Annotated in this window: 2 protein-coding genes; both read right to left on the bottom strand. The window is 69.7% G+C overall.

Annotated elements, in window-relative coordinates:
* Positions 1 to 16 precede the first annotated feature (16 nt).
* On the bottom strand, positions 17 to 541 hold the full coding sequence (locus AB0H62_RS11015; protein ID WP_220245034.1) for a type VII secretion system-associated protein: 525 nt from the start codon (positions 539 to 541) through the stop codon (positions 17 to 19).
* On the bottom strand, positions 531 to 26,345 hold the full coding sequence (locus AB0H62_RS11020; protein WP_360585592.1) for a hypothetical protein: 25,815 nt from the start codon (positions 26,343 to 26,345) through the stop codon (positions 531 to 533). The genes AB0H62_RS11015 and AB0H62_RS11020 overlap by 11 nt, the downstream gene beginning before the upstream one ends.
* Positions 26,346 to 26,371: the final 26 nt, after the last annotated feature.

Raw genomic sequence — 26,371 nt, forward strand, 5'->3', positions numbered from 1 at the left:
ACCGAGTGTGACACGGTCAGCCGGCCAGCGCGTCCCGGACGGTGTCGGCCAGCAGGCGGGCGCACCCGGGGGCGCCGGGGTTCAGCAGCAGGTCAACGCCGTTGTGAGCCTCGAGCAACGCGGGCAGGTCACGCGCGGCGACGGGCAGCCAGCCGGCCGCGCGGACGCGGGTGCGGTGCACCGGGGCCGTGGTGGCGAGCACGCACGGGATGTTGTCCGGCGACGGCGCCACCAGCGGCTCGTCGTCCACGTCGAGGGCGACCGACACGGTCGACTCCCGCAGGATCGCGGCGAGCTGGTCGGCGTCGGCGTCACCGCGGGCGACCAGGCGGAGCACGGCGTCGAGCGGGTCGCTCGGCGAGCCAGGACCCGAGGGTTCGTAGGCGGGGTTCGCCTCGAAGCGGCCGACCGCGCCGTCCTCACCGGCGAGCCAGCCGCCCACGACGGCGGCCAGCGGCGGGGCCGCGACCTCGGCGCCGTCGTCGGTGGACGAAGGCGCCCACGCCGGGTCGACGAGCAGCACCCATTGGTCATTCGCCATCGCCGGCGCCTCCTCCGTTCGCATGCGGCTCGCCCACCGAGGCGAGGAAGGCGTCCTCCGACTCACTCACCTTGGCCAGCATCGCGTCCTGCTTCGCCGCCTGCTCCTTCATCCGCGCGGCGTACTGCCGGATGTGCTCGGCGGTGCGCCAGCGATTCAGCCACGCCAGGCTGCTCAGGTGCAGGCGCCGCATCACCCACAGCGTGTCGCGGGTCCGCTCCACGCGCTGCTCGAACGTACCCGGCCCGCCGCGCCAGCCCTCCAGCGCGCCGCGCACGGCTTCCTTCAGCACGTCCGGCGCGAGCTTTTCCGAGGCGAACGAGCGGATCGCCGTGGCGAGGTCGCGGGCGTAGGACTCGGCGTCCGCTTGGCCCAGGATCTTGCGGAACTGGCCGAGGAACAGGCCGTTGTCCAGCGCGGCGTCGAGGGCGCCGTGGCGGTCGAGGACCTCGACGGCGTCGGCGGCCCGGCCGACGTCCGTGCCGTGGGCGACCTCGTTGGCCAGGTCCAGCAGCGCTTCCACGGCACGGCCGGGCTTGGCGAGCAGGGTGTCGGCGACGCCGTGGAGCTGCAGGAGCGTGTATTCCTCGGCCAGGCCCACGGCGACGGCGGTTTCGGCGGCGGACAGCGTGGACGGTGCCGCGTTGGCAGGCAGCGAGATCGTCGCCATGGCCTCGGTACCCGAGCCGGTGGTCACGATCGAGGCCGCCGCGTGGGGTGTGGCACCGGCCGGCGTCAGCTCCGCCAGCAAAGCCTGGACCTGCGCGACGAACTGGGCGCGCACGTCGTCCGGGCCGCTCACCTGGACGCGAGGTGCCGGCAGTCCGTCGGCCGTGCGTTCCACTGTGGACTCCGCGATCCATCGCGCGACGGACTCGTCGAGCGGCAGCGACACCGGTTCGAAGTCGAAGTCGCTCGCCGGGCCGGGCTCGGTCTTCAGGCGCACGGGCCGGGACACCGAGCCGTCGCGCCAGACGCCCTTGCCCGTCACCGTGAATCGCTCGCGCGCCGACTCCGGCAGCCGGACCTGCTGCCAGCGTCCGTCGACGAGCCGGTGGTCGATCACGTGCGGCACGTCGACGTTGTGCGACGCCAGCTCCAGCGCCGCCGTCCACAGGAGATCGGGCTGCTCGTGGCGGGCCACGACGTCGGCGGCAGCCGTGAGGTCGAGCGCCGTCCCGCCCGAACGCAACGCGCTGACCGCGCCGCTGAGCAGCGCCAGCGTGCCGGTGCGGTCGTCGAGGCTCACCGGGCCGGCCGGAATCGACGGCCGGTACCACCAGCCGTGTTCGGCGGCCTGGCCGAGCTCGGCGATCGTGCGCCGGTCGTCTTCGGTCAGCGCGTGGTCACCGGAAACCAGGTAGGAGACGGCCGGGAAGGTGTCCACGACGTTGTCGGGCGAGGGCGTCGGCGTGGCGTGCACCGGAAGGTCCATTCCGGACGAACGCACGTGCTGCGTGAACTCGTCCGCCAGCGCACCCGACACGAGCACGAGCGTCGGCGGCCGGTCGGACGATTGCATCAGCTCGGCGCTGCCTTCGGGCGTGGTGTCGATCTTCGTGACCACACCGGGCTTCGCACCGCGGTAGCCACCGAACGGTGCCGAATCCGAGGAGTACGGCTGCCCGTCGACACCACCGAACACGGCGGGAGCAGCCGGTGAGTCAAGCGAGAACTCCACCGCGCCACCCCGGACCGGCCGGAACGACACGGTGACACCCGAACCCTCGGCGACCCGGATCTTCACCGGCACTCGCGCCAGCAGGTCGCGATCACCCAGCTCACGCCCGAGGTGCCCGGCCAGCTCCCGCGCGGCCTCGCGTGCCTGCGCACGGTCACCACCGGTCACGTGGATCGCGGGCAGCTCGCCCTCGACCGCCCGCAACGCCCGCGCCAGCTCCCGCGCGCCGGTCTCCACAGGAGTGTCCATATCGGACACCAACACAGCGTCGTCCGGGTTCCGCAGCGTGGCCCCGTGCTGGACCTCACCCAGGGTGCGGTGCACCCGGTCGGGATCGATGTCCAGCAGAGCCCGCGCGGAAGCCGGCAGCCGCACGTCGTGGTCGGTCCCGGTGTAGGTGTGCTGGTCGGTCACCGTGCGCACGAGCGGCGCCAGGTCCGGGTCCGCCGCGAGGAACGCCAGCGCCGCGTCCCACACCAGGTCCGGGTCAGCGTGGCGGTGCACGGCCGGCTCGACCGCGGTCAGGTGCAGGTCACCGGCACGGTTGTACAGCCCGCGCACCAGGCTCTGCACCACGTGCTGGGTCAGCTCCAGCGTCTCGTCGCGCCCCGACACCGGTCGCGTCCCCGCGGCGGGCGGCTTGAGCCAGCTGCCGTCGCTGTTCATCCGGATGTCGGTCATCTCCGGCAGGTCGAACGCCGACGGCAGGCCGATGCGCCGCGCGGTGCCCGACAGCGCAGAGGGCCCGGTGCGAACGATGATCGAGTTGCGGTGCACGCGCCCCTGCGGCATTTGGAAGAACGCCGGCGGGAGGTCGTACGCCTCGGGCGGCAGGAGGTTGCGCTGCGTCTTGCCGTAGTTCTCGCGCACGACGTCGAGGTGCACGCGCGCGAACGGGTGCCCCTTGCTCATCGCGAACGCCGAGTTGGCCACGTTCATGCCGATGCGGTGCGTCGCGTAGCCCTCGCGCGAGGTCGCCGCGTGGAACAGGTCCTCGAGGCTTTCCACCACGTTGTCGCCGTCGGTGTAGAGGCCACCGAAGCGGTTCATCAGCTCCATGCGCAGGATGTCGCTGGCCGCCGCGTAGCCCGGACCGGTCAGCTTTCCGGTCTCGGAGTGGTAGAACTCGTTGAGCAGCATGGGGTTCTCGCTCGAGAACACCTCGTCGACGTTCACCAGTCGCACGTGGTGCTGCTGCGCCCAGTTCACGAAGTCACGCACGTCGGCGAGCTGGTCGGGGCCCTCGGCCGGCGGCACGGTGGTCAGCGCGAACTCGATCTGCGAACGCGGGACGTCCGTCCACAGCACCGGCACGACGCCGTCGTGCAGCCGCGCGGCCGCGCCGCCGAAGTTCTCGCGGAACGCGCTCATCGTGCCGGCGTCGCGCAGCGGCCCGCCGAGCCAGATGGCGTGCATGAGCAGCGGCGTCGACGTGGTCTTTGCCAACGGCTCGACGTCACCGGGCGCCCACGCGGACAGCCGGTCGTCGGCGCGCGTGTGCTCGATCGTCCAGTCCCTGAGGTCGGGCAGGTTCGCCGGGTCGGCCTGATCGCGCAGCACGGGCACGCCCTGGGTGAGGTCGAGCGTGTCCAGCAGCGCGAGGCCCTGGCCCGCGGTGAGGTTCGAGTAGTCGTGGCCACGCAGGAAGCCGGGCGGCTCCGGCGCGCGGTAGAGGCCGAACAGGTCGGGCCCGAGCAGTGGCGCGCCGTCGGGCGCCGGGCCGTGGTTGGCCGAGATCGCGCGCAGGTCCCGGGTGAGCTCGGCGGCGGAGGTGTACGGCGGCACCTCGTCGGGCTCTGAGTCCGCCATCGTCGCTCGCAGGTACTCGTTGACCACGGCGGCGAGCAGTTCGGGATCCTCGTGCCGGCCGAGCAGCGCCTGCACCTCGTCGTCGGGCGCACGGTCGTAGACGGCGTTCACGACCTCGGCCGCCAGGTACAGCGTGCGGGCGCGGTCGGCGAGGCGGACCGGGCCTCCCGTGGCGGGAACCCGGGCGTAGCGCCAGTTCTTGAGCAACGCGTTCGTGAGTTCGTCGACCACGGCGTCGGCGTCGGGCGGACGGCCGAGCGTCTCCCAGTGCCCGCCGCGGACCACGGCGGTGAACGCGTCGTCGCGGGCGCCGAAGAGCGGGGCCGACGGTTCGTCGTCAGGGCTGTCGTCGCAGTGGTTGGCCAGCACGGAATCCGTCGCCGCGTGCACGATCGACGGCCCGCCACGGGTTTCGAGCGCCGCCTGGAAGTCGTGCGCGACCCCGCCGGGGCCGAGCCGACGGGCCGCCGCGCACTGGAACAGCGTGACCGAATCCGGCTGCGCGTCGGCGAACTCAGGCGACGCCGTGACGATCTGGGCGAGCGTCTCGCCGTCGACGTAGACCTCGCGCCGCGTGCCGTCCGGGCCGGTCACGGCGACCTTCACGCGGGTTTCCTCGCCGTGGCCGGTGACGAGGAACGTCCGGCCCTCGGCCAGTTCGTCGGCCCACGGTGTGCGCACGGGGATGCCGCCGTCGCCGGGGCCGCGGCCGCGCAGGTCGTTCGCCGCGCCGGTGGCGAAGGCGCGCATCTCGTCCGGATCGGCTTCGACCACGAGGTTCTCGCCCCGGGTCTGCCGCAGCCAGGTCTGAACCTTCGCGGCCTCAGCGGATTCGAGGAACGTCAGCCCGCGCGCGGTGCCGGTGTGGTCGGTCAGCACGGTCGTGGTGACCGCGCCGGGCGCGAAGTCGATCGTCACGCCCGGTTCGCCGACGACCTCGCCGGTCAGGCGCGTGTGGTCGACGTGCACCAGGTGGTCGAACGCCAGGTCACCGAAGCCGCGCTCGCCCACCAGGCGCGTGACGTCGGCCTTGAAGTGGTCCACGCGGTCCGCGGGCACGGTGACCGGCGGCAGCGGCTCGCCGTCGAGGTGGTGCTCGGCGAGCGTCTCGGCGTAGTGCGCGGCGTCGGGCCGCGAGTGCGTGGTCTCGCGCGCCGGACCCTCGGTCCACGCGGGGTTGAGCCGAGCGGGCCGGGCCAGCTCGTCGGTGCTCCAGGTGCCCTTGCCCGTCACCGTGATCAGGCCACGCGCCATCGGCGGCAGCGACGCGCGTGTCCATTCGCCGGTGTCCGGGTCGCGGCGGGCGTCGACGACGGTGTGCACCGGCGTGTTGCCCGAGGCCAGGTGCGTGAGCACAGCCGAGTAGACGACGTCGGGCCGTTCGTGGCGGGCCACGAGGTCGTGGACGTCGGTGAGCCGCAGCTCGCCGGTGCGGGCGGCGGTGTCGGCCAGTTGCCGCTCCACAGTGGACGCCAGCGCGAGCGTGCCGTCGTGGTCCGCCAGCGAGATCGGCCCGGCCGGCGGTTCGGTGCGGAGGCCGGTGTCGAGCTCGTGCACGAGGGCGACGATCGTCTCGTCACCCGGATTGCCGCCGAACGTCCGGAAGTGCCCGCCGTCCGTGACCGCGGTGAACGCGCCGGTGGAGCCGAGCGCCTTGCCCAGCGTCGCGGTGTCGCGGCCGAACAGTGTCGGTTTCGTCGGCGCGTGCACCGTCGCCGGCCCATCGAGGTCGCTCAGCGCGCGCTGGAAGTCGTGGGCCACTCCGCCGGGGCCGTCGGTCTGGCCGGTGCTGCACGCGATGAGCGTGACCGACGACTTCGGCCCGGCCTGCGCGAACGGCGCCGAGTTCGCGACGATCCGCGCGAACGTCCGACCATCCACCCGCACGGTCTGCCCGCCGACCAGCGTCAGCTTCACCGACTGTGGTTTGCCGTGGGCGAAGACGAAGAACGTGTCGCCGGTGTCGGTGCCCCACGGCGCGGGCGACTTCGCGGCCCAGTCACCGAATTGGCGTCCGCCCAGGTCAGGCGTGGTGCCGTTGCGGCGAGCCTCGGCAACGACCGGGTCGAGGGTCTTCGACGTCACGCCCTCGTCGAGTGAGGAGACCTCACCGGAGTTGTCGGCGACCCAGTCGTGCTCGACCGCGGACGTCTGCTCCGCGGCCGGCAGGAACGACACCGCGACGACCTTGCCCGAGCGGTCCGTGACCTGGTGCAGCTGAACGTCGCTGACGTCGAAGTCATACGGCCGGTCCGCGTTGACGTCCCAGCCCGAGATCGTCGCGGGCCCAGTGTCGGACTCGGTGTCCGGGGCCTCGACAACGTGCTCGGTCGAGCGCGGGTCGAAGCGGGACTCGACCTTCTTGGCCGGCCACACGTGCGTGGCTAGCCGCCAGTCGACCTCTTCCTTGGCCTGCCACCACTTCTTGCGCGCCTCGCCGGCCTTCTCACGGGCCTCCCGGACCTGGCGCAGCGCGTCTTCACGGCGGGAGGTGAAGTCGGAGCTGTCTTTGCGGTAGGGGTTGAGGACGTTGGCCAGCTGCTCCGCGCGGTCCTGCGCGTCCTGGCGGCGCCGCACGAGCGCGGGCTGCGCGGTGCGGATGTCGCGCACGCCCTGCTCGGCGCGGGAGACCTGGTCCAGCAACTGCCGCCGCTCGGGCGAGCCCTCGTCGGTGACCGACGCCAGGGCCAGCGCCTGTTCGGAGACGTCCTGCAGCCGCGTGATCTCGGCGTTGCCCTCGCGCAGCTCACGGCCGGCGTCCTTGGCGTCGTTCTCCGCGTCGGCCAGCGCCTGGCGCAGCTCGCGCACGGGGTCGGCGTCGGTCTCGACGGCCAGCCCGTTCGCGTCCTTGGTCAACGTCTTGACGCTGTCGCGCTCGTCGAGCCAGCGGTCGTCGGCCTCGTGCTGGGCCGTCTCCACGGCCTCCTCCGCCTTGCGCCAGTCCGAGGCCGCGTCCTTCACCGTGTCCTGCGCCTTGGTGATCGCGTCCGGCAGCGCTTCGCCCAGCAGCTTTTCGAGGTCCACATCGGACATGCGGACCAGCGCCGAAGCCGGTACCTTCACCTCGACCGCCGCCGTGCGGCCCCCACCGAGGTCGGCGACCACCCGGTACTCCACGTCGAACCCGACGAGCCCGCTGCGGCCCTTGGGCTTCGCGACGGTGGACCGCTGTCCACCCGCGACAGTCGCGGTCGGATCGCTCATCGCGGCGGGGTTGCGGATGTCCGCGCCGCTCCACGAGTGCGAGTTGTCCTTCGGGTCGGTGACGCCGCCGACGCCGGGCATGTACTGGTTCTCGCCGCTGAGGGCTTCCTTCGCCTCGCCCGTGAACGTGGCCGTGGTCTGGTCGGTGCGCTCCAGCTTCACGGTGTCACTCAGGGCCGTGAGGTCCGGATTGGCCAGGCGCGAGTAGACCTTCACGCTGCCGTGGCCATTCTTGATCAGCGACGCTTCATGCAGGTCGGGCGCGGCGAGCGGACCGTCGAGCATGCTCGGCAGGTGGCCCTGCAGGATCTCGTTGGTCAGCGACGTGACCAGCGTGTTGTTGGCGCCGGTGCCCCGGCCGGTGAGGCCGTTACCGGCGCCGGCGAGCCGCAGCGCGCGCTCGGCCCCGGCCTGCACCGCGGCCGACCCGCGCACGCCCTCGGTGTGCGCCGACGGCGGCAGCTTGCCCACGCCCTGCGCCTGCCATTCGGCGAGCCTCTCGGGTGTCGTGTCGGCGGCGGTGAGCTCGGTGGTGCGCGGCTCGTGGGCCTCCGGCGTCTGACCCTCGGTGCTGATCTTGTGGTCATCGGCCGCGGAGCGCACGGTCACGTTCGCGTTCTGCTCGGTGACCGGGTACGTCTTACCGCCGCGCTGCACCACGAGCTCGAACTTCACCTGGTGGCGGTAGCGCACGGCCGGGCCGCTCTGCGAAGCCTTGGAGCCCTTGGTCGTCGCGGTGGCCGACACCGTCTGGTCGGTTTTGGTCTTCGAGCCGGACACGCCGAGCGTGAGACCCTCGTAGCCGCTCACGTCCGGCTTGGTGTCGCTGAACAGGCCGCGCCCGGCGCCGCGGAACTGGCCGCCGTAGGACGAGCCGTGGCCGGCGTTCTCCTTGTCCGTCACGGCGGCGCTCACGACGTGGTCGATCTCGCCGCCGTCGTGGACGACGTCGAGGAACTCGGTGTCGGTGATCGTCGCCTTGAGCAGCACCTGGTAGGTGTCGGTGGACAGCACGCCGGCGTCGTGCAGCAGCAGCGGCGCGCCGCCGTCGAGCGCACTGTCCACAAGGGACGTGACGGCGTCGGGTGAGGCGAGGTCGAGCGTGCGCTGCAGGTTGGTCATGGAGTCGTCGAGCACCGATTTCGGCAGCAGCTTGTCGCCGGTGCGGCCCAGCGCGGTGCGGGCGTCGCGCACGAGCTGCGACAGGTCGGGCGCGTCCTCGACCACGGCGGCGCCCAGCGCGCTGGAGTCGCGGCCGACCAGCGCGGGCGGTGCCATCTTGCCCGGCGGCTCGGTGCGCGGCTCGACCTTCGGCAGCAGGCCCTGCTCGCGGGCTTGGTCCTCGGACATGCGCACGTACACCGCGCCAGGCAGCTTCACGTCGGCGCCGGCACGTGAGGTCGAGCCGTTGACCAGGCTCTCCTGGCGCGTCTCGGCGACCAGCCGCACGTCGGCGTCGTACTGCACGAGCACGGTGCGACCCTTGGCGTTGGCGCGGTTGAGGTGGTCGACGCTCGCGCTGACCTCCGTCGAGCCGCCCGACGTGCGCGTCCACGGGCTCCACTTGGCCGACGCGTAGACCTGGCCCTGACCGTGGGCGGTGGCCATGCTGCCGTCCGGCCGGATGGTGACGCCGAGCTGCACGTTGCCCTCGAGCGCCTGCTTGTGCGTCTGCTCGAACGCGGCCTTCGCGCCACCGGCGAACGTGGTCTCGCTACCGCCCGCGTCGGACGCCACGACGACCTTCGGGTTGCTGAGCGCCACGTTCATGCCGAGCCCGCCGACGCGGTCGGCCACGCGCCGCTCGTAGCGGAAGCCGCCGGCCCGCGCGCCTTGGCGCAGGAACTTCGGCAGGCCGCCGCGGAAGGTCTCGGGCGAGAACATGCGGTCGACGCGCTTGCGGGCCTCGCCACCGGACAGGCCGAGCACGCCGTCGCCGTCGGACGCCCGCTCCAGCTGGCGCAGGGCCTCGTCACGCAGGGCCTCGGTGTTCGTGAACGCCTCGACGTGCAGGAACTTCGGCTGGTCCGGCTTGGGGCCGGCCAGCATGTCCTCGATCGTCAGGGTGTCGTTCTTGTTCAGCACGGTGGTGCCGGGCTTGCCGGGCAGGAAGTCGCCGGGGTCCTTCTTCAGTGCGGAACCGTCGTTGACCCACAGGTCGACCTTGCCGGAGATCTTCGGCAGCGCCGGGTCGCCGGTCTTGGCCACAGTGGACACCTTGGGCGTCACGCGGAACGGCGAACCCGGCGTCAGGCGCTTCACCCACGGGCGGTTGCGGGTGTAGCTGGTGATCTCGACCTCGAACTCCACGTCGTGCTCGAACACCTGCGAGTCGGGGCTGCCGGAAAGGCTCGTGGTGGTCGTGACGGTGGGGCCGCCGGAGTTCTTCCAGCTGTACGCGTCGGAGTACTGGATCGGCACCACCGCGGGGCTGATGCTGGAGGTCGCGATCGACGTGGGCTGCGGGATGACCATGCGGCCTTCCAGCCCGACCGACCAGCTCTTGTCCACAGTGGTCGCACTGCTCAGCGACGGCGCCGTGGCGACCGAGCCCTTGACCGAGCGTCCGGTGGCCTGTCCGAGGTGCCGGCCCGGCGAAAGCTTGGCCTTCACCGTGACGCTGAGGTACTCGTCGGTGAACAGGCCGCGCCGCTTCAGCTGCACGGACACGCCGGGGCCGAGCAGAGTGTCCATTTTGGCCTTGAGCGCCGCGGGCGAGAATGTGGCCGTAAGCTTGCGCAGGTTGGCGAAGCGCTCGGCGATGTCGCGGCTGGAGCTCTTGTCGTCGGCCTGGAACTTGTCCCAGCGCGGCAGGAACTTCGCCATGCCAGGCCGGTCGCGCAGCGCGTTTTCGATCTGCGGCTGCACCTTCGCGGCCGGCGTGAACGAGCCCGTGCGCACGTGGCCCGCGGCGGCGGCCGCGGCGAGGTAGGGCGGCTCGTAGCGCTTGCCGACGTCGGTGAGCTTGTCTCGCGTGTCCGCCGGCACGGGCAGGCCTTGGGCCTTCGCCTCGGGCAGTCCCATACGGACGTACGCGGTGGCCTCGACGGTCTCGACCTCTCCGGCCGAGGTGACGACGTCGACGTCCACCTTCACCTTGTAGATCCCGATGTCGCCCTTGGCCTCGACCGTGTTCTTCGCCGTGACGCTGGTGCCACCCGTCGCCGTCTCGGTCACCTTCGACGAGACGGACCCGCTGACGCCGACGAGCCCACCGACCTTGCCCGGCAGGTAAGAGCCACCGCCGACCGTGACGGACAGGTCCATTCCGGACTTCGACGCCGCTGCCGTCGCCCCGCCGTTCACCGACGAGTCGTTGAACCGCAGCTCGCTGTCCCCCGGCACCACGCCGACGAGCTCGACGTCCTTCGGCCGCGCCTGCAGCTGCACGGCGTCGCGGTGGCTGCCGTGGGGGCTGAGCAGGTCGTTGGACACGACCGGGCCGCCCTGCAACGCCGTACCGAGGACACCGCGGATGCCACCGCCGCTGACGAACTCGCGCAACGCCTGACGCCCCGGCGCGCCGAACTTCGTGACCGACGGGCGCAGCCGCTTGGCCACCTTGTCGAACAGCGCCTGCTCGTCGAGCAGCACGGCCTCGGGCGCGAGCAGCTCGATGTTCTCGGCCCAGTCGGGCTTAGGGTCGCCCTTGGCTTCGGCGTCCGGCTTGAGGTTGCCGAGGTCCTGCGACCACAGCAGCGAGACCTTTCCGTCCACAGTGGACCCAGTGAGCCCGCCGACCTGGTCGGTGACGGTGATCGAGTACCTCACGTTGACGTCGGCACCGTCCACGTCGCCGGCCGAGCGCACCACCCGCTGCTCGGTGCCCGTGACGGTGGACGTGTGCGTCTGCGCCGCCGTCGCGAGCTGCACCGTGGGCGCGACCGACACGTAGGCGCCGGGCGGGATCAGCGCGAAGTACGACGTGCCGACGGTCCGCGCGATCGTGTCGTTCTGGCCTTGGGCGTGCGTGGCCTGCGTCTGGTCGTTGACGTCACTGATCGTGGCGTGCGGCTGCTTCGCGATCCCGTCGGCCGGCACCGCGTCCAGGTCGAGCTCGGCCCGCACGTGGACCTCGAACCACTTCTCGCCGACGCGCACCATGGACTTGCGGCCCTGGCCGAGGAACGACTCGAAGGCGGCGCTGTCGAGCGTGCCGGTGATGGCCTCGATGCCCACCGGGTCCGGCGGGTTCCTGCGGGAGTCGAGTGACGTGACCAGGCGCTTGATGGTGTCGCCGACCTGCTTCACGCCCCGCGGGTTCATCGGCACGAGCGAGCCGAGGGCCTCGCCCTTCTTGGCGTACTCAGGCAGCCGGTCGGTGAGCGAGCGGGTGTCGGGCGCCGGATCGTCGTCGGCGACGGTGACGACGCGCTCCTGCTCTTCCTGGTCCCGCCGCACGTCGTCGTCGAACAGCTGCTTGAGCTCGTCGTACTTCCGCGCGTAGTCCGGGTCGTACTCGAAGCGGTGGCCACCGTCCGTGGTGACGAGCGGGCCGTTCTTCCGCTCCTCCTTGATCCCCGACAGGGCCGACTTGGCGCCAAAGGGCTCGACCTTGCCATTGTGGACGAAGTGGCTGTCGGCGTAGTACGACGAGAAATCCGCCTGGTAGTACTGGTGGAACTCGTCGAACAGCTTCTTCACATCGGCGGCCCGCACCGGCCCGCCGCCGGGCCGGCCGACGTCCTTCGCGAGGTTCTCGATGAAATCGTGCACCTGCTGGGCGCTGACGTCCTTGCCGCGGAAGTAGAAGCCGAACGGGTCGGCGTCGACCATTTCGCGGGCGATGCGGAAATCGCGGGCGGAGTTCCACAGGCCTTCGTGGCGGTTCATCTGCTCGACGGCGCCGCGGTGCTCCGGCTCGTTGTCGTGCTGCTCCTGCCCGGCGCCGTACTGGTTCTTGGAGTTCTCCTTCTCCATGTCGTGGAACAGGATCGCCTTGGCCAGCGTCTCGCGGGGCACGAACCGGTCGGCGTCGTGTTCGCCGCGGGTCAGGCGCAGGTACTGGTTGAGCACCATCTGGGCGTGTTCCCCGAAGGTGTTCGGGTTCGTCTTGGTCCCGGTGCGGTAGCGGTTGTGCTTGCCCTCGGCCTTCACGACCTCGTTGAACTTGCGCACGATCGACTCGTGGGTGTCGGGCTTGCTGCCGTCCGGCCGGCTGTCGAGCCGGGTGACGAGGTGGTCGAGGATCCGCTCGGCACCGCGGTGGTCGTCGTCGGTCTTCGCCAGCTCGTCGCCGATCACGGTGTCGAGGCCGCGGCCGATGTCCTGGTGCCGGCCGAACTCACCGGCCGGGTGGAACTGCGTGTGGCCGCGGGTCGCGCCCTGCGACCAGGCGCCGTAGTCGTTGTCGAACGTCTTCGAGTCGACCTGCTTGGTGGCGGGGTCGTAGGCGTTCTCGCGGGTGTTGAAGTCGACCTTCACGCGCTTCTCGTCGGTGGCGATGGCCGCGCCGATCTCCGCCTGGGTGGCGTAGTCGGGCACCTTCGCCATGAACGCGTCGACGTCTTCCTGCGTCACGGGCTTGAACTCGATGCCCTTGACCGTGTCGGGATTGAGCACCCTCGCGGCTTCGTCGGCGAGGGCCTCGCGCTGCGCGGTGGTGGTGAACTTGAGCACGGGGTCCTTGTCCATGCTCGTGCGCACCTTGGCCGCCGCGTCCTGCAGGCCGTTCTCGAACACTTCCTGCAGCTGCTTCTGGTCGAGGCCGACGAGCTGCTGCGTTGTCACGTCGGAGACGGCGTCGGGCAGCACGCCGGCGGACAGGCGCTGCTTCACGGTCCCCCGGTCGAACCCGAGGCCGGAGTCCCTGGCGTCCTGGGCCAGGTCGGCGTTCTTCAGAGCCGCCGAGACCTCGGCCGCGACGGCGTCGGCGCGGTTGCCGGCGAAGTAATTCTTCTTCGCGCCCTCGTTGTTCGCGAACCCTTGCTCGACCTTGTCGCTGAACTTCCCGCCGGTGACGGTGAACTGCTGTTTCACGGCGTTCTCGACGGCCGTGGTCAGCTTCTGCTTGAAGCCGTCGACCCCGCGATTCGCGCCCAGGGAATCGAGCGCCGTGGTCACCAGCTGGTCGGCCGTGTTCTTGGCGATGGCGGCCACGAGCTCCTCGTTCGCCATCACCTCGCGCATCTTGGCGATCGTCTCGATCTTGGCGTCGGGCGAGACGAACTTGGTGACCGGGTCGGTGTGCAGCGCCCGGAACTCCTTGTTGACGACGTCCTTGAGGATGCCGCCGAGGTTCTTCGCGGCCGTCAGAACCTCGTCGCGCACCTTGATGCCGTCGAGTGCCACCGTGTCCGGGCCTCGGTCGAGCTTCTCGCCGAGTGTGCGGCCGATCCCGTCGGTGAGCTGCTTGACGACCGAACCGGACGGGCCGCGGGTGTTGAGGAAGACGTTGAGGTCCTGGCGGCGCTGCTCGACGGTGCTCGGCGGGGCCGACTTCCCACCGTCCTTGCCGGGCTTCTCCTTGTCACCGGGAATCGAGTCGGAATGCGGCGTGAAGTACGCGTCCCAGGATTTCCCGCCCTTCAGTTCCTGGTGCGTGTGGTAGAGGTCCGACAGCTTCGTGGCCAACGCCCGCAGGTCCTGCGGGTCGTTGCGGAAGTACTTGCGGTCCTGGCCCTTGTCCGTCGTCCAGCCGAACCACGGGTCGTTGTCCTTGCCCAGCGCGTCGGACTGGAAGCCGGGCGGCAGGCCGAGCCGCGAGTAGAGGTCGGCGATGTCCTCCTGGCGGCCGGCCAGCTCGGAGTGGTCGTAGGTCTGGTTGGCGGAGTAGGTGACGAGCGAACCTTTGAGCGCGGCGTCGCGCATGGCGGTGAAGTGCTCGCCGCGCAGGCCGAACTGGTTGACGTCACCGGTCTGGTCCACGTTCATGGCGAGCTTGTTGTCCGGCAGCGCCTCGACCGTCGCTTCGCGGCTGACCTTGGTGAATGTGTCGAGCGGCACCAGGAACGAGCGCAGCACCGGCTGCATGCCCGGCTGGAAGTTCGGGTCGGTCTCGTACTTCGACGTCCACTGCACCGCGCGCATGGGCCGCCCGCCGCCGACCCAGAAGATGTCGGCCTTGCCGGCGCCGCCGAAGACGTTGACGTTGCCCTCGTCGTCCTGGTGCACGTCCTTGAACGACCCGGGCTTCGCGGGATTGAGCACCGCGGTGTACATCCGCACGTACTGCTCGCCGCGGATCGTCTCGATCTCGAACTCGCCGCGGTTGAGGACCTTGCGCTTCTCGCGGTCGAACGTGTTGGCCGCGAGGTCCTTCTTCGTCAGCACGACCGACGGGCCGGGGTAGCTGACGTTCTGGCGTCCGATGTGGACGTTTTCCTTCGTGCCGAGGTAGCTGTCCTTGCCGTCCACTTCGGCCTTGGCGATGTGGACCGGGCGGCCGGTTTCGGGGCCGTGGCTGGTCCAGGTGCCGTTCTGTTCCAGGACGTGGACGCGGAGGTTGGCGGCGCGGGCGATGGCATCGAGGTCGGTGTCGGTGTTGGCGCGAAGATTCGTGGTGATGCGCTGGTGTTCCCTGGGCGCGTCCTGCGAGATGCTCGCGATGACGGCGCTGCGGAAGTTGTCGGGGCCTTCGTGACCGCCGACGTAGACGCCCTCGATGCCGTGGGTGCCGAGCATCGTGCCCTGCGCGGGGCGCAGGACGTCGCGGGGGATCACGGTGCCGTGCTGCACGGGGAGGGGTTTGCCGTTGATGTCGACCGTGATGGTCGGGGCCTCGGTCGGGGTGTGGAGGTTGGGCTTGTCCTTTGCGGACTCGCCCGTCTGCTGCGGCGGCTGGTACGGGCGGTTCGGCTTCGCGTCCGGGTCACCGAGGTGGTGGTCGTGGATCACGGCCTGGTTGGAGATGTCCTCGATCTTCGCCAGGTTGTCGTCGGTGAGCGACGTGTCGGACCAGGCGTCGCGGCCCATCACACCGGGCTGGTCGGTGCGGTTGAACAACAGCGTGTCGTTCCGGTAGCCCTCGCCGAGGCCGAGGAAGTGCATGACCTCGTGGGTGAGACCGGTGGGGTTGTCGTTGACGTCCCAGTTGGTCTGGTTGGTGCGAGGGGCCTTGTGGTCCCGCTTTGAATCCACAGTGGTGTCGTGGATGTTGACCGGAACGCTGCGTGACGGGTCCGAGGTCCAGTTGTCGTCGTTGGCGTCGACGGTGTCGTTCGCACGGGCGTCGACCCGCACGTGGAGCTGGTCGCCGTTGGGCAGGCGGTAGTGCTGGTTGACGGTGTTGTCGAGGTGGTTCTGCAGGTCTTGTGCGAGCTGGTTGCGCTGGTCGATCGAGACGGAGTTCGACAACGACGTGAGGTCCAGCGGCACGGTGAACTCGCGCACCCAGTTGCCGGGTGACGTCTCGAAGCGGCGCACGTCGTAGCGGACGTGGGTGGCCGTGCCCTGGAGCTGGCCGTGCTTGAGGCCGTCTCCGGAGAACTGCTGCGCGATCGCCTTTTTCGGGTCGAACCGCTCGGCCACCAGCCGTGACGATGGCGCCGTGTCGCGGCGGTTGCCCCAGTCCTTCGGGCCCGGCAGGTCCTTCGGCGACTGGCCGGGGTTCGGCCGGTTGTTGTCGCTGTGCGGTTTCGGCGGCGCGTCTGTCGGCGTGTGGCGGCTGTCGAGGACCTGCCGCGTGAAGTCCTGGAAGTTGCGCAGGTGGTCGATCGGGTACCCGCCGCGGGAGGCGTTCTCGATCTGCTGCTCGACGTGGTGATCGATTGCGCGCAGATCGGCGTTCGAAATCGAACGCCAGCCACGCGCCGACGGGTCGGCCGGCAGCGCGAGCGCCTTCGCGGTCAGCGCGGCCGTGCGGTTCTGCTCCAGCGTGGCCAGCCGGTTTTCCAGCTGCGTGCGGCGGGTCGCGTTGCGGGTGGTGGCGAGCCCGTCGCGCGCCGCCTGCACGCGGACGTCGTAGTCGCCGGGGCGCGAGAGGTCGATCAGCTTGTCGATCACGGCCGAACGGCCAGGGTCGTCGGAGTAGACGGACTTCAGGTTCCGCAGGCCGTCGCTGTTGATGCCGTACAGCGACGCTTCGAACGCGTCGAACGCGCCGTCGGTGTCGGTGTCGGCGAGGTTCCCGGGCAGGTCGACGTCGCGGCCGGGCACGTGTTCGGCTGCGCGGTCGTGCACCGCGGTGCCGGGCTGGATGAACGGCCGGTTCACCGGGTCACGCCTGGGCGCGCTGGTCGAGGGCTCGTTCCGTGGCTCGTTCTGTGGGCTGGGGGCGCCGCGCAGGTCGCGGCTGAAGTCCAGGAAGCGTTGCAGGTGCTCGGTCGGGTGCCCGCCTGCGTGCGCGTCGCGGATCTGGATCTCGACGTGCTGCTCGACGTCGGCCAGGTCCTGCGGCGTGAACGAATCCCAGCCCCGCGCCGACGGATCGGCCGGCAGGCTCAGCGCGTTCACTGTCAGCACCGCCACGCGGCCGCGACGCAGCTGGTCGGCGCGGTCGCGGTGGTGCTGAGCCTCCTGGTCGAGCCGGCGCGCCTCGGCCTCGCGGTTGTCCTGGTCGCGGCGCGCCGAGGCGAACTTGAGCGCCTTGGGAAGGAGGTCGGACTTCGACGTGAGCGCCTCCCGGTTGCGCTGCGCGTCGTCCAGCATCTGCTCGACGTCGGCGAGCCGGCGCTGGAAGCCACCCGGACTGCGGGTGATGCGAGCGAAGTCGTCCATCCGCCGGATCAGGGGCAGGCGGTCCGGGTCGTTCGAGTACTTGGCCGACAGCTCGGCGAGGCCCGCGCGGTCCATCCCGTACAGCGACGCTTCGAAGGACTTCACCGAACCTTCGACGACCGGGTCGAAGCCGCCGGGGACGCGCAGGTCGCGGTCGGGTGCCGTCGTGCTGTCCTGCTGCTGGGTCAGGGCCGAGGGGCCGGGGCGCATGAACGGCTGCGTCTCGGGGTCGTGTTCCAGCGAGCGGGCCGGAGGCGGCGGGGTCGGCTGGTTCTCGGGCTGTGCGTGCGGTTCCGGCTGCGTGTCCTGGTGAGTGTCTGTGTCCTGGTTCGGGTCCGGCTCGGGAGTGACGTCTCCCGTGTTGCCCGTGCGGACGTTGTTGACGTTCTCCCACAACGAGTCCAGGTGTTCCGTCGGGTACCCGCCGGCGCGCGCGTTGAGGATCAGGTCGCCGACGTGGTCCTCGATCGCCTGCAGGTCGTCGGGGTGGAACGCGTTCCACTCGTTCGACGTCAGGTCCGGCGGCAGTCCCAGCGCGTGGACGGTCAGGGCCTCGAGCCGCAGGTCCTGGGCCTGGGCGAGTCGTGACTGGGCGTCGTCGAGGAAGCCCTGCAGCAGGTTCCGCATCTCGGGGCTGGGGTTGCCCTGCAGGTCGCGCGTCCACTGGTCGACTTCCGTGCGCAGGTCCTGCAGGTGCTCGTCTATCCCGACGCCCATGCGCGCCTGTCTGGTGACGTCGATCATCCGCTCGAGCTGGTCGATCTGCTTCGGATCGGTCTGTGCCGAGACGAGCTCGGTCAGCTGCTCCGGATTGCGGCCGTAGAGTGACGCGGGGAAACCGAGCTCGCGGTTGCGAGCGTTGCGGCGCATCTGCGCCAGCTCATCGTCGATCTGCTTGATGCGTTCGACGCGGGTCTGCCGCTCCTCGTTGGACTTCTTCCAGTCCTGATAGCGCGTGTGCACGTCGGCGGCCTTCTCGACGCGGCCGCTGTAGTCGGGGTGGGTCGCCAGCTTGAAGTTGCGCTGGTAGCGCGCGACGAGGTCCTCGCTGAGGCGGATGTTCTTCGCGAGGTCGGCGATCTCCTGCGACGCCTCCGTCGAGCCGAAGAAGCTGCGCAGCTGACGGCCGGCCGAGTTCCACGTCGAGTTCGCCTGCCGGAACGCGTCGAGGTCTTCCTCCGCTTTGCGCACCTCGTCGGCGAAGGAATCCAGGCCACCGCGGCGGACCTGCCGCACGGCCTCGCGCATGTCCGGCTCCTGCTGCACGCGGGTGTGCAGCGATTTGAGCGCGGAGGCGTCGAAGCCGGCCTTCTCGGCGGCGTCGATCTTGCGCGTGAGGTGGTTGTCGAGGCGGTCGAGGGTGTCGGCGCTGAGGTGTTCGAGGCCGTCGGCGTTCTCGCCGGCGACGTGGTTGTCGAGCAGGTTCAGCACTTCGAGGGCGCGCTGGTCGTCGGTGAGCGCGTCGATGCGTTCGGTGTAATCGGTGCTGAGCGTCTGGTAGGCGGTGATGTCGGCGTTGAGCCGCTGCTGCGCGGCCTGCTCGCGGGGGCTCTGGAACCGTTGCGGGGTCCAGGACCGCTGGCCCTTCGCGGTCTTGAGCTGCTGGTCGAAGCCGTTGCGCTTGTCGGTGAGCTCGCGGATCAACGCGTCCGGGCCGCCGGGGTGCGCGACCGCGTGTTTGAGGCGCAACATCCGTTGTGCACCGGCGAACAGCGCGGGATCCTGGCGGCCGGACACGTCCGCGGCGACGTCGGTGAGCTGGTCGACGTTCATGCCCTCGAGCACGGCGTTGAACCCGTCGCGCAGGTCCTTGCGGGTCGGCTCGCCAAGCGCCGAGTAACGGCCGTTCTGCGACCCGATCTCCACGCGCGGGCCGCTCGCCGGACCGTGGTCGGTGCGGGTGCCGCCGGAATCGACGACGAGGTGCACGCCGAGCGCGTGGGCGATCGTGTCGGGCAGGTGCGAGCCGACGTGGGAATCGTGCCAGGACTGGTTTTCCAGGCCCTGGGTCACGAGGTCGGCGGAGGTGGGCAGGGTGGCGGTCTCGGTGACGTGGTTGGTGAGGTGGTCGAGGAGATCGCGGTCGCCGTGGGTGAGGCCGTCGGGGTCGATCGCCGCGCGCGTGACCTGCCAGTGCTTCGCCGACGGTTCCGCGAGCTTGTCGGCGAGGTTGCCGCGCCACTGGTCGGTGTGGGCGTCGCCGGTGAGGTTCGGGTCGGTCGGGGCGAGGTCGGGGGCGATCTTCGCGAGCTGGTCGGTGTCGAGGTGCTGGGCGGCCCAGCGGGAGAGGCCGTCGGGGTTGAGGCCGTCGAAGTCGAAGTTGCCCGGGTTGGCGCGGACGTTCGCGATTACGTCATCCACAGTGGACTTGACGTCGGTCTTACTCACGAAGGGTGCCCCGTTGCCGACGGGAGCGTGCTGGAACGCGGAGCTGCGCAGGACGGACTCGACCAGGCCGACGTTGTCGGTGTTGGGCTGGTGCTGCTGCAACGGCCGCGGGTCGTCGTTCCGGGTGTTCGGTCGAGTGTCGAAGCTGCCCGGGACGACGTGGTCGTCGGTGTCCTCATCGGACTGGTTCGGGTTCGGCGCTTCCGCGGGGGTATGGAGGTTGGGCTTGTCCTTTGCAGACTCGCCCGTGTGCTGCGGTGGCTGGTACGGACGGTTCGGTTTCGCGTCCGGGCTGTCCAGGTGGTGGTCGTGGATCACCGCCTGGTTGGAGATGTCCTCGATCTTGGCCAGGTTGTCGTCGGTGAGCGAGGAGTCGCTCCACGCGTTGCGGCCCATCACACCGGGCTGGTCGGTGCGGTTGAACAGCAGGGTGTTGTTCTTGTAACCCTCGCCCAGCCCGATGAAGTGCATGATCTCGTGTGTGAGACCGGCGCTGTTGTCGTTGACGTCCCAATTGGTCTGGTTCGTCGGCGGCGTTTTCTTGTCCTGCTTCGAATCCACAGTGGAGTCGTGGACGTTGACCGGCACTCCGCGTGACGGGTCGGCGGTCCAGCTGTCGTCATCCAGGTCGACGTTGTCGTTCGCGCGGGCATCGACGGTGACGTGCAGCTGGTCGCCGTTCGGGAGGTGGTAGTGCTGGTTGACGGTGTTGTCCAGGTGGTTCTGGAGGTCCTGCGCGAGCTGGTTGCGTGCGTCCGTCGAGACGGAGTTCGTCGACGACGTGAGGTCCAGCGGCACGGTGAGCTCGCGAACCCAGTTTCCCGGGGAGGTCTCGAACCGGCGCACGTCGTAGCGGATGTGCATCACGGCGCCCTCGAGCTGGCCGTCCTTCAGGCCGTCGCGGTTGCCGGAGAACTGTTGCGCGATCGCCTTCTTCGGGTCGAACCGCTCCAGCACGAGCCGCGATGACGGCGCGGTGTCGCGTCGGTTGCCCCAGTCCTTCGGACCGGGCAGATCCTTGGGCGACTGCCCCGGGTTCGGCTGGTTGCTGTCGCCGTGCGGCTTCGGCGGCGCGTCCGAGGGCGAGAACGGCGCCGGCGGGCGGCCGTTGACCATCATGTTCGTGACGGTCTCGAGCAGGTTGTCGAGGTGCTCGGTCGGGTTCCCGCCGAGCTGCCCGGCGGTGATCTGCTGCGCGACGTGGTTGGCGATCCCCGGCAGGTCCTGGTCGCCGACCTGGCGCCAGCCCCACGACTTCGGGTCGTTGCCGACGTGCAGCCCGTAGACGGTGAGCACGGCGGCGCGGTTCTGGTTGAGCTGTTCGACCTGCTGGTTGAGGCGGTCGAGGCGCCGGTTGAGGAACTCACGCTGCTGGTTGCGCTCGGCCTGGTCGCGGATCATCGAGTCCGTCTTCAGGCTGTTGGGCAGCTGGTCCTTGACGTTCTTGAGGCCCTGCAGGTCTTTGGTGACGTCGTCGATCGAGGTCTGCAAGTTCTTCAGGTGGCCGTCGAGACCGCCTTCGGAGAGGGCGATCTTGTCGTACTTGAGGATCTTCTGGACCTCGGGGAGCCGCATGGGGTCGTCGAGGTGGAGGGTGTGGAGCGCGTTGAGGCCCGAGCGGTCCATGCCGTAGAGGGAGGACTCGAAGACTTCGCGTTCGAGGTCGGGGCCGAGGTCGGCGGGGGTCGGGTCCGGGTTGTTGTCCGGGTTCTGGTGCTGGTCCTGAGTGGAGTCCTGGTCGGCGTTCTGGTTCTGGTCCGTGTCCGTTGTGGACTTCGGGTCGGGCGTCGGACCGTCGACCGGCTTGATGTCCGGCGTGGACCGCGGGTCCGGGTTCCGGTTGGCCGCGAGTGCTGCCTTTTCCGCTGCCGCCTTGGCTTTCCCCTCCGTGGTCAACGTCTCCAGGTGCTGCATGTTCTTGAAGATGCGCGCACTGCGGGAGATGCGGGTGCCGTAGTCGGGGTTCTTGATCAGGTCGATCTTGCGCTGCAGATCCGACAGGTGGTCCTCGGTCTGGCTGATCTCCTGGTCGAGCTGGGCGCGGTAGTCGGCGTTCTCCTTCGTGTCGAGGTGGTTGAGGAAGCTCCACAGGCCCGTGTCGAGCGCGACGTTCTTCTGGTCCTCGCGCAGGCTTTCCAGGTTGTCGGCGGTCTGCTCGGCGAGGTTCTCGAAGTGCTGGGTGCCCGTGACCGGGATGTTGTTCACGAGCTGGCGCACGGTCGGCTCGTCCTGCACGCGCTGCTGCAGCGTCTTCAGGTGCGTGGTGTCGAAGCCGGCCTTGGTGGCGGCGTCGACTTGCTGGTTGAGGTGCGTGTCGAGCGACTTGAGCTGGTTGGGCCGGAGCCGGGAGAGGTTGTCGGCGTCGGGGCCGTCGACGTGCTGGTCGAGCAGGTACAGGTTGTCGAGGGTCCGCTTGTCGGCCGCCAGCAGCAGGATGCGGCTCGTGAGCTCCTCTTGCATCTGCTCGAGGCTGGTGATCAGCTGTTCGCGCTGGTCGCGCGTGTCCTGGTCTTCGCCGAGGAAGCGCTTGGCCAGGGAGTTGCCCTCGGCCTTGAGGTCGCCGATGCGGGTGGTGACGTCGTTTCGCTTGTCCCGCAACGCCTTCGTGAACTCGTTCGGGCCGCCGGGATAGGCCACGGCCTGCTTGAGGCGCAGGATGCGTTTGGCGCCGTCGAGGAAGTCTTTGTTGAGGTCGTTGGTCAGGACGTCGGAGTTGCCCTGGACCAGCGCCTGCCGCATGCGCTCGAAGCGCGCGGCGGGATCGTTGATGTCGTTGTCGCGCTGGTTCGTCGCGAGGTCCACGACGATGTCGCGCACCTGGTCGGCGTCGAGGTCGCTCAGCGCCGCCTCGAACCCGCGCACCATCTCCCGCCGCGACGGCCCACCCAGCGCCCCGAACTGCCCGTCCTGGTTGCGAACGCGCACCTCGGGATTGCTCTCACTCCCATAGCGCGACGTGTGATCCGGCCCACCCCGCTCCACGATCAACCGCACGTCCAACGCATGCGCCACCGCCTGCGGCAACCGCTTCCCGACGACAGAGTCATGCCACGACGGCGTCTGCAACCCGTTGACGACCAGGTCCGCGGACGTCGGCAGCTTGCCGTTCTCGGTGACCTCGGTGGTGATGTGGTCCAGCACCTGACGGTCGCCGTCGGACAGCTTGCTGCTCACCGCGGTGCGCACATCCTGCCACCGCTTGCCCGACGGCCCGGCCAGGTCTTGAGACACGGCCTTACGCCAGTTGCGAATGTGCGTGGCGCCGTCGGCGTCTTTCTGCTCCGGCTCCAGATCCGGCGCGACGTCCTTGAGCTGACGGGAGTCGAGGTTCTTGACCGCCCAGTCGCCGAGACCGTTGGGCTTGAGGGAAGTGAAGTCGAAGTTGCCGGGGTTCTCGGTGACCTTGGTGATGAGCGAGTCGGTCGCGGTTTTGATGTCGGCTTTGGTGAGGAAGGGTTTCGCACTGCCCACTTTGGCGGATTGGAAGTGCGCGCTGCGGAGTGCTGCTTCGACTAGGCCGGTGTCGCGGGTGCTCTGGTCCTTCTTGGCGGGGCCCTGCTTGCTCGGTGCTTCGGCGGGGGTGTGGCGGTTGCGGCGGGGGGTGGGGTTCGGGTTCTGGTTGGCGGCTGGGTTCTGGTTGGCGTTGGTGTTTGTCTCGGGGTTGGTGTTGGTCTTGGTGTCCCCGTCCGGCGTGGGGTCGGACTTGATGTCAGTGGCCGAGTCCTGCTTGGGGTCGGCGTTCGTCTCGGTCGCCGGGTCAGCGTTCGGCTCGGTCTTGACTTCAGTCGCCGAGTCGACAGCGGTCTCGGACTTGGTGTCTGTGGCCAGATCCTGCTTCGGATCGACGTTGATGTCGGTAGCCGAGTCGGAGCCGGTCTCGGTCTTGATGTCCGGCGCCGGGGCCGGCTCGGTCTTGACGTCGGTGGTCGAGTCGGGATCGACCGCGATTTTCGTCTCCGCACTGGGCGAGGGTTCGGTCTTGATGTTCGTCGCCAGGTCGGAGTCGGTGGTGATGGCCGGGGCGGGGGTGGGCTCGGTGTTGAGCGCGGTGGCCGGGGCCGGCGTTGGGCTGGTGCCGATCTTTGGCGCGGGAGCCGGGGTGGTGTTCGGCTCGGTGTCGGTATCCGTGTCCGGGTTGGAGTCGGATTTCAGGTTCGGCGACTTCGAGCTGGTGTCGGCCTTGGGGCCGGTGGTGATCGGCTTCGGTGAGGCGGTGTTCGTGGAGGGGGCCGGGGTCGGCGAGGTGTTCAGCGACGTTGGCGCTGGGGTCGGCGAGACGTTCGGGTTCGTCGCCAGGTCCGGGTTCGGCGAGAAGTTCTCGCTCGACTTGGGAGCCGGCGAGGTGTTCTCGGCCGGAGTCGGCGACAGCGAAGTGTTCGCGGCCGGCGTCGGCGAGGGCGAGGTGTTCTGGTTTGGCGCCGGCGTGGGGGTGAGGTTCTGGGGTGCGGGCGTCGGGGAGGTGTTCGGTTCGGCGGCCGGGGTGAGGTTCGGGCCGTCGGTGCTGGTCTTGGTGTTCGGGTTGGTGGAGATGTTCCCCGGGGTCTGATCGGGTCCCGAAGTCGACTTGACGCCACTGACACTGCCGGCCACCGGAGGCGGCACCGACTTGGTCGAGGTTGGGTCGGAGGTCGTGTTCGGGCTGGTCTTGGTGTTGCCGGTGGTGTTCGGGTTCGCGTTGGTGTTGGTGCCGGTGTTGTTGTTCGAACCTGTGTTGGTACCGGAGGTGGTGTTCGAGCCGGCGCCGGTGTTGCTATTCGAACTTGCGTTGGTGCCCGAGGTGGTGTTCGGACCGGTACCAGTGTTGTTATTCGGACCCGCGTTGGTGTTCGGACCTGTGCCGATGTTGCTGTTCGAACCCACGGTGCCTGAGGTGGTGTTCGGAGCCGTGGCGGTGTTGGTGTTCGGCCCCGTGGTGGTGCCGGCGGTGTTGTTTGGCCCACTGGTGATGTTGTTGTTCGAACTTGTGTTGCCCGAGGTCGTGTTCGGGCTGGTGTTGATGTTGCTGTTCGAACTCGCGTTGGTGCCCGAGGTGTTCGGGCCTGTGCCGGTGTTGCTGGTGTTGGGGCTGGTGGTGGTGTTCGGGGCCTGGGTGGCGTTGCCGTTGGTGGGGGTGTTGGGCGGAGCGCCGGTGTTCTGGTTGCCGCCGAAGCCGGGGAGGCCGGGGTCGTTCTGGGTGGCCGAGTGGTCGCCAGCGGTGACGGGCGGTGGGGTGGCTGTGTTGCCGGTGTCGGAGTTCACGCCGCCCGGGACCGAGGGCGGTGGGACCGGGCTGCCGGTGTTGACTGAGTTCGGCGCTGATGGCGGTGGTACCGAAGTGTCGCCGATGTTGTTTGTGCCGGTGTTGGTGCCGGAGCCGTTCGCGCCGGTGTCGCCCGTGCCGCTGTTGGTGTTGCCGGTGCCCGTGCTTCCCGGGCCGCTGTTGGTGTTGCCGGTGCCTGTGTTGGTGGAGCCGGTGTTACCCGTGCCGGTGTTCGTGTTACCCGTGCCGGTGTTGCCCGCGCCCGTGTTTGTGTTGCCAGTGCCCGTGTTGCCTGCGCCTGCGTTCGGGTTGCCGGTCGAGCCAGTGTTGCCAGTTCCGGTGTTTGTGTTGCCTGAGCTGGAGTTGTCGCCGCTCGTATTTCCGGTGCCGGCGTTGCCGGTGTTGCCGCCATCGGCGTTGCCGGTATTTCCTGCACCGGCGTTGCCGGAACTGCCGACGCCGGTGTTGCCTGTGTTGCCTGCGCCGGTGTTGCCAGTGTTCTCGGCGCCTGTGTTGCCAGTGTTCCCGGCGCCGGCGTTGCCGGTGTTGCCCGCGTTCCCAGTCCCGGTGTTGCCAGAGCCCGAGTTCGCGCCGCTGCCGGTGTTTGCGCCGCCGGTTGCGCCGTTGCCCGAGTTGGTTCCGCCGGAGGAGTTGGTGCCGCCGGTTGCGCCGCCGCTGGTGTTCGCGCCCCCAGTGTTGCCGCCGCCGGTGTTGCCGGAGCCGGAGTTGGCGCCGCCAGTGTTGCCGCCCGTGTCGCCGGAGCCCGAGTTGGCGCCGGAGCCGTTGTTGCCAGCAGAGCCGCCGGAGCCAACCGAGCCACCAGAGCCGTTGCCGCCAGAACCACCGGCGGCAGGAGGTGGAGGCGGAGGCACCGACAGGTTCCCCAAACCCGGATTCCCGTTGATCCCACCCAGGTCGCCCGGGCCGTTCGGGCCCTTGGCCGTCGGGCCGTCGCCGCCGCCGTTGAGTTTGTCGTGGAGGGACTGGCCGGCGTGGTGGGCGCCGTGGGAGGCGGCGCCGGAGAGGCCGCCGTTGAGGGCGCCCCAGCCGAGGCTGTCGGTGTCGCCGCCGAAGATGGCGGCGCCGGCGCCGCCGACGACGACTTCGGTGGTGGCTTCGTTGGCGGCGGCGCCCCAGACGTTCTTGCCGAACTTGGTGCCGAACTTGTTGTCGAACTTGTTCATGGCGCCGTGGAAGTTGTGGGCGAACGCGCCGCCGATGCCGCCCAGGACGCCGGACTGCATGATGGCCTTGCCGTCGAGGCCGTGGCGGTTGCCCTGCGCGATCTGGATGACCTGCGCGAGCATCTCTTCCGCGATCTCTTCCGCCGCCTCCTCCGCGGCGGCCTCCGCGAGGTGCGTCGCGAGGTTCATCAGGCGCTGCATGAGCGTCCGCTCGATCTCCACGATGGCGGTGCGCCCTGCCGCGAAGATCTCCGGCACCAGCGGCATCGTGAACGGGTTCGACATCGCCCAGATGATGTCGGCGGCCGTGATCGCGATGGCGATCAACATGCTGTACTTGGACTTCTCGACGTCGAGCGCCTGCGCCCGCAACGCCTGCGCCTGGCCCTGCGCGGCCGCGATGAAGTCCGTGCCCATCGTGCCGAGGTTGTTGGCGAAGTCGACGAAGTTCTTCTGCACGTCGCCGCCGACGTTCGCGGCCACGCGGCCCGCGATCTGGTTGAAGCCGGTGCCCGCTTCGGCCACGCGCCGGGCGACGTCGTCCCACTCGTCGGCCAGCGCGCGCATGGCGTCCTCGTCGCCCTGCGGCCAGGCGTCACCCGCGATGATGTAGAAGATCCAGTTCAGGCTCGGATCCACCATCAGGCTCACCGCGGGTTCACCCCCTC

It is taken from the genome of Amycolatopsis sp. NPDC050768, assembly GCF_040654155.1.
GTDB lineage: Bacteria > Actinomycetota > Actinomycetes > Mycobacteriales > Pseudonocardiaceae > Amycolatopsis.